The organism is Romboutsia sp., from assembly GCF_056995035.1.
Genome location: NZ_JBXKIW010000072.1, coordinates 47,711 through 55,573 on the forward strand (window position 1 = coordinate 47,711; position 7,863 = coordinate 55,573).

Genomic DNA, 7,863 nt, shown 5'->3' on the forward strand with positions numbered 1-7,863 from the left:
ATAAAAAACATGTGTTATAATAGTGTAGTTGATAATGCAAAACTAAAAATTAATATATTTAATTTATAAAATAAAGAGAAGAGGTGAATCGAATGCAAAAGGATATACAACCAAAATACGAAGCTGTAGAAGTACGTTGTGCTTGTGGAAACACATTCAAAGCTGGTTCTGTTAAGGACGAGATAAAAATAGAAATATGTTCTGAGTGCCATCCTTTCTATACTGGAAAGCAAAAGAATATAGAAGCTGGTGGAAGAATAGACAAGTTCAAAAAGAGATTCCAAATAGGTTAATCTTTATAAATGTGGAGTTGGGCAGCCAACTCCTATTTTATTGAAATAAATTATGAAAATATTAATTAAATTGACATAAATGTAGAAATTCTAAGCAGTAGGGGGGTACTAAAAATGTATAGACCAGTCAATCATGGATACATAGAAGCTGTGATAGGACCTATGTATAGTGGTAAAAGTGAGGAACTTATAAGAAGGATAAAAAGAGCTAAAATAGCAAAACAAAATATTGTTGTATTTAAGCCTAAAATAGACGACAGATATAGTAAAGAAGATGTCGTTTCTCATAGTGGAGACAGTGTTAATGCCATACCTATAAATAGTGCTAAAGAAATATATAATTTTATTGATAATAAGACTCAAGTTGTAGGTATAGATGAAGTTCAATTCTTTGATGAACAAATTGTGGAAATAGCTGTAGATTTAGCTGATAAAGGGATACGAGTAATAGCAGCTGGATTAGATATGGATTTTAAGGGCGAACCTTTTGGTCCGACGCCGAAGCTTTTATGTGTTTCAGAATTTGTAGATAAAATACAAGCTATATGCTCTGTTTGTGGTCAACCAGCTACAAGATCGCAAAGATTAATTAATGGAGAGCCTGCAAGATATGATGATCCTATAATACAAGTAGGTGCTGTAGAAAGTTATGAAGCTAGATGCAGAAAATGTCATGTTGTATGTAGAGATGAAAAATAATTTGAATATAATCAACCTACCCTTTAAAGTTTCACTTTAAGGGGTGTTTTTGTATTATAATAAAATGAGAGAAATAAAAGTCTGAACTTAAGAGGTGAGTATATGAAAAAACAATCTGTTGGGGGACAGGCTGTAATCGAAGGTGTTATGATGCAGTCTAAAGAAAAAAGGGCAATAGCTGTTAGAAAAAGCGATGGAGAAATAGTAGTAAGAAAAAATAAAATAAAAAGTTGGATAAATGAGAAGAATATAAATAAAATCCCTTTTTTCAGAGGTTCATTTGTATTAATTGAAACAATGATAGAAGGTGTTAAGAGCTTAAATTATTCTTCAGAATTCTTTTTAGATGAAGAAGAAGAGGATGCTTTTGATAAGTTCATAAAAAGAATATTTAAAGATAAAGCGAATGATGTAATAATAGCAATATCTATGATAATAGCTTTCGTACTATCGATAGGACTATTTGTATTGATTCCTACAGCAGTTGGTGGTGCATTTTCAAAAGCAATAAATAATGATTTTTTATTGAATTTAATAGAAGGTGTAATTAGAATTTGTATTTTGTTTGGCTACATAGTATTAATTTCAAAAAGTAAAGATATAGAAAGAGTATTCCAATATCATGGAGCAGAGCATAAATCTATATATTGCTATGAAAATAATTTAGAACTTACAGTAGAGAATGCTAAGAAGTTTGGCAGATTACACCCTAGATGTGGTACTAATTTCTTATTTATAGTTATGTTTATATCTATAGTACTATTTTCTTTTTTCGGATGGCCTAATCCTGTACTTAGGATAGTGATGAGAATAGTAGGTATACCTATAGTAGCAGGAATATCTTACGAAATAATAAGATTTCTTGGGAAATATAATAATAAATTTACTAAAATTGTCGCATATCCAGGTATGATGTTACAAAATTTCACAACTAAAGAACCGGATGACGAACAATTAGAAGTGGCTCTAGCTGCTTTAAAAGCTGTAATAGATTAAAAATAGAGGAGATAATATGACGATAAGAGATATAATCATTAAATACTCGGAAGAGCTTAAAGAAATGAGTGATACTCCAAGGCTAGATGTAGAAATGATTCTTCAAAAAGCTCTTGGAGATGTGGACAGAATTTATATTCATATAAATTTAAATAAAGAGCTAAGTGAGGAACAGTATGATTTATTTTTAGAATTAATAAAAGATAGATTAAACGGCAGACCGATTGCTTATATAGTGGAAAATAGAGAATTTATGGGATTAGATTTTTTTGTAAAAGAAGGTGTTCTAATTCCAAGACCAGATACAGAACCTTTAGTAGAAGAGCTAATAGAGATTTGTAAAATGAAAAATGAAGTGGACATACTTGATATAGGGACTGGATCAGGTGCTATAACAATAAGTTTGGCTAAATATATAGAAAAATCTAAACTAACATCTTTTGATATATCAGATATACCATTAGAAGTTGGTAACAAAAATGCTATAAGTAATGGTGTTGACCATAAAATAGAATTTATAAAATCTGATTTATTTAGCGCAATAAAAAATAAGGATATAAAATTTGATATAATAGTATCTAATCCTCCATATATTCCAAAGAGAGATATGGATACACTGCATACACAAGTAAAAGACTATGAACCATATAATGCACTAGAAGGTGGAGAAGATGGATTAGATTTTTACAGAGACATAACAGAACAATCTAAGGATTATTTAAAATCAAATGGTATATTAGCTTATGAAGTTGGTCATGATCAAGCCAAAGAAGTTTCAGAGATTATGAAGAATAATGGATACACTAAAATATATACAAAGAAGGATATTCAAGGTATCGATAGAGTTGTTATAGGCTTTAAATTATGATATAATGAAAAATTGATATGATACAATAGATGAGGTGAAAAAGTATGTTAAAAAAATTAGAAGTATTAGAGGATAAATATAGAGATTTAAATGAAAAAATAAGTAATCCAGAAATAATAAATGATCAAAAAAATTGGCAAAAATTCATGAAGGAACAATCAGATTTAGAGCCTATAGTAATGAAGTACAGAGAGTATACAGATGTATTAAATAGTATAAAAGAATCAAAGGAAATTCTTCAAGAAGAATCTGATGAGGAATTAAGAGAGTTAGCTAAAATGGAATTATCTGAAATGGAAGAAAAAGTAGAGCCATTAGAATCAGAACTTAAAATATTACTATTACCTAAGGATCCTAATGATGACAAGAATGTTATCGTTGAGATAAGAGGTGGAGCTGGTGGAGATGAAGCAGCTTTATTCGCAGGAAGTTTATTTAGAATGTATTCTAGATATGCTGAGAGAAGAAGATGGAAAATGGAATTACTAACTGCAAGTGATACTGGTGTTGGTGGATATAAAGAGGTATCTTTCCTGATAAAAGGTAAAGGTGCATACTCAAGACTTAAGTATGAATCAGGAGTTCATAGAGTTCAAAGAATACCTGCTACTGAATCAGGAGGAAGAATCCATACATCAACTGCAACAGTTGCTGTTTTACCAGAAGTTCAAGATGTAGAAGTAGAAATAAATGCAAATGACTTAAGAATAGATGTTTTCCGTTCTTCAGGAAATGGTGGACAAAGTGTTAACACTACTGACTCTGCAGTTAGGATAACTCATATACCTACAGGAGAAGTAGTATCTTGTCAAGATGGAAAGTCTCAATTAAAAAATAAAGAACAAGCTTTAAAAGTATTAAAAGCTAGACTTCAAGATAAAGCATTAGCAGATCAAAATAAAGATATAGCAGCTGACAGAAAGAGTCAGGTTGGTACAGGTGATAGATCTGAGAGAATAAGAACTTACAACTTCCCTCAAGGAAGAGTAAGTGATCATAGAATAAACTTAACGTTATATAAGTTAGATTCATACTTAGACGGAGACATCGATGAGATGTTAGATGCTTTAATCACTGTTGATCAAACTGAAAAAATGTCAGCAATATAAATCCCTATTAATTAGGGATTTTTCTATAATATAGAGAATTATATTTGATTTTAAACTACTAATAAATATAGCTCTCTATATTTAAACAAAATTACATTTAAAAATCTTGAGTAAGGTTTTGTTACAATAACTTTCGGGAATGTTACAAATTAACTATGTATATAATGGATATATATGGTTAAAAGGAGGGAGAGTTATGATACTTAAAGTAACGCTAATTGGACTTTTAGCAGGTGTCATAGGAACAGGAGTCGGAGGAGTTGTATCGGCACTTTTCAAGAAAAATGTGGACAGATATCTGAATTTCTTTATGGGGTTATCTGGGGGAATAATGCTAGCCGTAGTTGTTTTTGATTTAATGAAAGAATCTATGAGTCAAATGGGAGTAATCTATACTGTAATATTTACATTTGTAGGTGTACTCTTAACAATGTACATAAAAACTAAATTAGATGTATCAAAAGATATGAAGTCAGGGTATCTTATATTTATAAGTATATTACTTCACAATTTACCAGAGGGATTAGCCATAGGATCATCTTTTATGTCTACAGAAGCTTTAGGAATAACGCTTGCTCTAGTAATAGGGATACACAATATACCAGAAGGATTGGCCATGGCATTAAGCTTGTTTGGGACAAAGATGAAGACTTGGAAAGTAATTTTATTTACAATAATAGCAGGAATACCTATGGGTATAGGTAGTTTTTTAGGTGCATACTTTGGGGGAGTTTTTAGTTCTCTAATAGGTGTATTTCTTGCAATAGCGGCAGGTACAATGATGTATGTTGTTTTAGAAGAAATATTCCCTAAATCAAGAAGCCTATATTGTATAACTGGTTTTTTAGTAGGGACATTTATTGTGAATTGCATCTAAATTAAAAATGAAAGTAGGTATACAGAAGATGAAAACTATGATAAGTAGTATTGATATAAAGGATATAAACTTAAAAGAATTAAAAAAGCACGCTAAATTATTAAGTGAAGGGAAAACTGTAATATTTCCTACTGAAACAGTTTATGGTTTAGGTGCAAATGCATTAGATGAAAATGCAGTTAAAAAAATATATGAAGCTAAGGGTAGACCAAGTGATAATCCACTTATAGTACATATTTACGATAAAGAAGAAGTATATGAGTTAGCCAAAGATATAAATGAAAAAGCAGAAACTGTAATGGAAAAATTTTGGCCAGGTCCTATAACTATAATTTTAAATAAAAAAGATATAGTACCTAAAACAACTAGCGGTGGATTAGACACAGTTGCTATAAGGATGCCTTCACATAAAATAGCAAGAGAAATAATAAAACAAGCAGGAGTTCCAATAGCAGCACCTTCAGCTAATATATCAGGAAGACCGTCTCCTACAAAAGCTAAGCATGTTCAAGAACAAATGAATGGTAGAGTAAGTGGTATTGTATTAGGTGGAGACAGTAACTTTGGAATAGAGTCAACAGTTTTAGATCTTACAGGAAATATTCCTATGATATTAAGACCAGGTAGCATAACAAAAGAGGATTTAGAATGTGTACTTGGTAAAGTAGAAATAGATCCATCTTTAACTAAGAAAGAAGACAATAAAAAGGCAAAGGCTCCAGGGATGAAATATACTCACTATTCTCCCGATGCAGATGTTTATATAGTGTCAGGAATCGAAGAAAATGTTATAATAAAAATTAATAGCTTGATTAAGGCAAATTCTCAAAATGGACTAAGAACAGGGGTAATGTGTTTAGATAAAAATAAATATAAATACAACTGTGAGGTTTTATCTTTAGGAAGTACTTTAGAAGAAGTAGCAAGTAATTTATTTGATACTTTAATACAAATGGATAAGCAGAATATAGATGTAGTATATTCTGAAGAATTTGAGCCTACTGGATTAGGTCAAGCCATAATGAATAGACTTATTAAATCTGCTGGATATAAAGTAATAAAAGCATAATATTTACTAGTAAATATATGTCTAAATATATTATAATATAAAATGGAGGGCTACATACATGAAAATAGGACTAGGAAGTGACCATGGAGGATATAATCTAAAGAAAGAAATTGCAAATTATTTAAATGAAAAAGGAATCGAATATGTTGACTTTGGACCTAATAATTCTTTAGAATCAGTTGATTATCCTATATATGGAGAAACAGTTGCAAATGCAGTGGTAAAAAAAGAAGTAGACTATGGTATACTTTGCTGTGGAACAGGTATAGGAATATCTCTAGCAGCTAACAAGGTTCCTGGAATAAGATGTGCAGTAGTATCTGATGTATTTTCAGCAAAAATGTCTAAAGCTCATAATGATGCAAATATGCTTTCATTAGGAGAAAGAGTTTTAGGAAGAGGACTAGCTTTAGAAATAGTTGAAGCGTGGATAAATACAGAATTTGAAGGCGATAGACACTCTAAAAGAGTTGATATGATAAAAGCAATAGAAATGAAGCACAGTAAGTAGGAGGAAAATAAAAATGAATAAAGTAATAATAACAGATCATCCGTTAATACAACATAAGTTAACATTAATGAGGGATAAAAACACTGGTTCTAAAGATTTCAGAGAACTTTTAACAGAAATAACTATGTTAATGGGATATGAAATAACAAGAAATGTACAATTAGAAGATATAGAAATAGAAACACCAGTAGTTAAGACAACATCTAAAGTTATAGCTGGTAAAAAATTAGGAATAGTTCCTATATTAAGAGCTGGACTTGGAATGGTAGATGGATTAGTAAGTTTAATTCCAGCAGCTAAAGTTGGACATATAGGATTATATAGAGATCCTGAAACTTTACAACCTGTAGAATACTACAGTAAGTTCCCGCAAGATATAGAAGAAAGAGAAATGATAATAGTAGATCCAATGCTTGCTACAGGTGGATCGGCGATTGTTGCTATAGATGTACTTAAAGCTAAAGGGGCAAACTCTATAAAGTTAGTTAACTTAGTTGCTGCACCAGAAGGTATAGCAGAAGTTCAAAAATATCATCCAGATGTAGACATATACGTTGCAGCTGTTGATGAAAAATTAAATGATCATGGATATATAGTACCAGGATTAGGTGATGCAGGAGACAGATTATACGGAACAAAATAATCAATTTGATTTGGGGGAGGGTCTATAAAAATATAGATTCTCCCTTTTAATTAATGTTAATTTCAAGAATATTTAGTAAAAAGACAATATAAATTAAAATTTATCAGAAAGAGGTATAGATTATGAGGCCATCATGGGATGAATATTTTATGGAAATTGCAGAAGTAGTTAAAAAAAGATCTACATGTACTAGGAGGCAAGTAGGTGCAATTTTAGTAAAAGATAAACAGATATTAACTACGGGTTATAATGGTTCACCCAAAAATCTAGAGCATTGTGATAAGACAGGATGTAAAAGACAAGAATTAAATATACCTTCAGGTCAACGACATGAACTTTGTAGAGCATTACATGCAGAACAAAATGCAATAATACAAGCAGCTCATAATGGAGTAGGGATAAATGGAGCTACATTATATGTAACAACAAGACCATGTGTATTGTGCGCTAAGATGTGTATAAATGCGGGCATAAGGAAAATAATATACAAGGGTGATTATCCTGATGATATGTCAAATGAAATGTTAGAAGAAGCTAGTATAGAAATGATAAATTTTAAATAACCATATAATTTAAGATAAATCATAAAAAAATAAAATAAATGTCACTTTAAAATTCAAATTAATTCAAAAAAATCAGTTTATTCAAAAAAATATATAAAATTTCTTTCAAAAAAGTATAAAAAGTGGTAATATATATTTTATTTAAAAAAATTTAAAATTTCTTTCAAAAAAGTATAAAAATTAGTTTTATATATTTTATCAAAAAAATATATAAAATTTCTTTCAAAAAAGTATA

At 30.1% G+C, this 7,863-nt stretch carries 10 protein-coding genes; all 10 read left to right on the plus strand.

The features are described 5' to 3' along the window. The first annotated feature begins 92 nt into the window (after positions 1-92). The 10 genes from rpmE (at position 93) to AC11VW_RS11105 (ending at position 7,628) form a co-directional block, all read left to right on the plus strand. The gene (gene rpmE, locus AC11VW_RS11060) at positions 93-293 is read left to right on the plus strand and encodes a 50S ribosomal protein L31 (protein WP_484301475.1); all 201 of its coding nucleotides are present in this window, start codon (positions 93-95) and stop codon (positions 291-293) included. A 114-nt stretch (positions 294-407) separates the two neighbouring features. Further along, entirely contained in the window at positions 408-992 is a 585-nt protein-coding gene (locus AC11VW_RS11065; RefSeq protein ID WP_484301476.1) for a thymidine kinase, read from the plus strand. Positions 993-1,094: 102 nt separating this feature from the next. Then, positions 1,095-1,988, plus strand: a complete 894-nt coding sequence (locus tag AC11VW_RS11070; RefSeq protein ID WP_484301477.1) for a DUF1385 domain-containing protein — start codon at positions 1,095-1,097, stop codon at positions 1,986-1,988. A 16-nt stretch (positions 1,989-2,004) separates the two neighbouring features. Continuing rightward, positions 2,005-2,856 (plus strand): peptide chain release factor N(5)-glutamine methyltransferase, encoded by an 852-nt coding sequence (gene prmC / locus AC11VW_RS11075; RefSeq protein WP_484301478.1) that lies wholly within the window; start codon positions 2,005-2,007, stop codon positions 2,854-2,856. Positions 2,857-2,900: 44 nt separating this feature from the next. Then, the gene (gene prfA, locus AC11VW_RS11080; protein ID WP_484301479.1) at positions 2,901-3,965 is read left to right on the plus strand and encodes a peptide chain release factor 1; all 1,065 of its coding nucleotides are present in this window, start codon (positions 2,901-2,903) and stop codon (positions 3,963-3,965) included. A gap of 196 nt (positions 3,966-4,161) precedes the next feature. Then, positions 4,162-4,842 carry a ZIP family metal transporter gene (locus AC11VW_RS11085; protein ID WP_484301480.1) on the plus strand — a complete coding sequence of 227 codons (681 nt, stop codon included), beginning with the start codon at positions 4,162-4,164 and terminating at the stop codon, positions 4,840-4,842. 28 nt (positions 4,843-4,870) lie between these two features. Continuing rightward, positions 4,871-5,911 carry an L-threonylcarbamoyladenylate synthase gene (locus tag AC11VW_RS11090; RefSeq protein WP_484301481.1) on the plus strand — a complete coding sequence of 347 codons (1,041 nt, stop codon included), beginning with the start codon at positions 4,871-4,873 and terminating at the stop codon, positions 5,909-5,911. Positions 5,912-5,969: 58 nt separating this feature from the next. After that, a complete protein-coding gene (gene rpiB / locus AC11VW_RS11095; protein WP_484301482.1) occupies positions 5,970-6,422 on the plus strand; it encodes a ribose 5-phosphate isomerase B in 453 nt (150 codons plus the stop codon). A 13-nt stretch (positions 6,423-6,435) separates the two neighbouring features. Then, a complete protein-coding gene (gene upp / locus AC11VW_RS11100; protein ID WP_484301483.1) occupies positions 6,436-7,065 on the plus strand; it encodes a uracil phosphoribosyltransferase in 630 nt (209 codons plus the stop codon). Positions 7,066-7,187: 122 nt separating this feature from the next. Continuing rightward, positions 7,188-7,628: a deoxycytidylate deaminase gene (locus AC11VW_RS11105; RefSeq protein ID WP_484301484.1), complete on the plus strand. Its 441-nt coding sequence runs from the start codon at positions 7,188-7,190 to the stop codon at positions 7,626-7,628. The last annotated feature ends 235 nt before the right edge of the window (positions 7,629-7,863 follow it).

What these genes read in the sequence shown, in the direction of transcription:
- rpmE (WP_484301475.1), top strand. Translation starts at nt 93, where the DNA reads ATGCAAAAGGATATACAACCAAAATACGAAGCTGTAGAAGTACGTTGT.
- AC11VW_RS11065 (WP_484301476.1), top strand. Translation starts at nt 408, where the DNA reads ATGTATAGACCAGTCAATCATGGATACATAGAAGCTGTGATAGGACCT.
- AC11VW_RS11070 (WP_484301477.1), top strand. Translation starts at nt 1,095, where the DNA reads ATGAAAAAACAATCTGTTGGGGGACAGGCTGTAATCGAAGGTGTTATG.
- prmC (WP_484301478.1), top strand. Translation starts at nt 2,005, where the DNA reads ATGACGATAAGAGATATAATCATTAAATACTCGGAAGAGCTTAAAGAA.
- prfA (WP_484301479.1), top strand. Translation starts at nt 2,901, where the DNA reads ATGTTAAAAAAATTAGAAGTATTAGAGGATAAATATAGAGATTTAAAT.
- AC11VW_RS11085 (WP_484301480.1), top strand. Translation starts at nt 4,162, where the DNA reads ATGATACTTAAAGTAACGCTAATTGGACTTTTAGCAGGTGTCATAGGA.
- AC11VW_RS11090 (WP_484301481.1), top strand. Translation starts at nt 4,871, where the DNA reads ATGAAAACTATGATAAGTAGTATTGATATAAAGGATATAAACTTAAAA.
- rpiB (WP_484301482.1), top strand. Translation starts at nt 5,970, where the DNA reads ATGAAAATAGGACTAGGAAGTGACCATGGAGGATATAATCTAAAGAAA.
- upp (WP_484301483.1), top strand. Translation starts at nt 6,436, where the DNA reads ATGAATAAAGTAATAATAACAGATCATCCGTTAATACAACATAAGTTA.
- AC11VW_RS11105 (WP_484301484.1), top strand. Translation starts at nt 7,188, where the DNA reads ATGAGGCCATCATGGGATGAATATTTTATGGAAATTGCAGAAGTAGTT.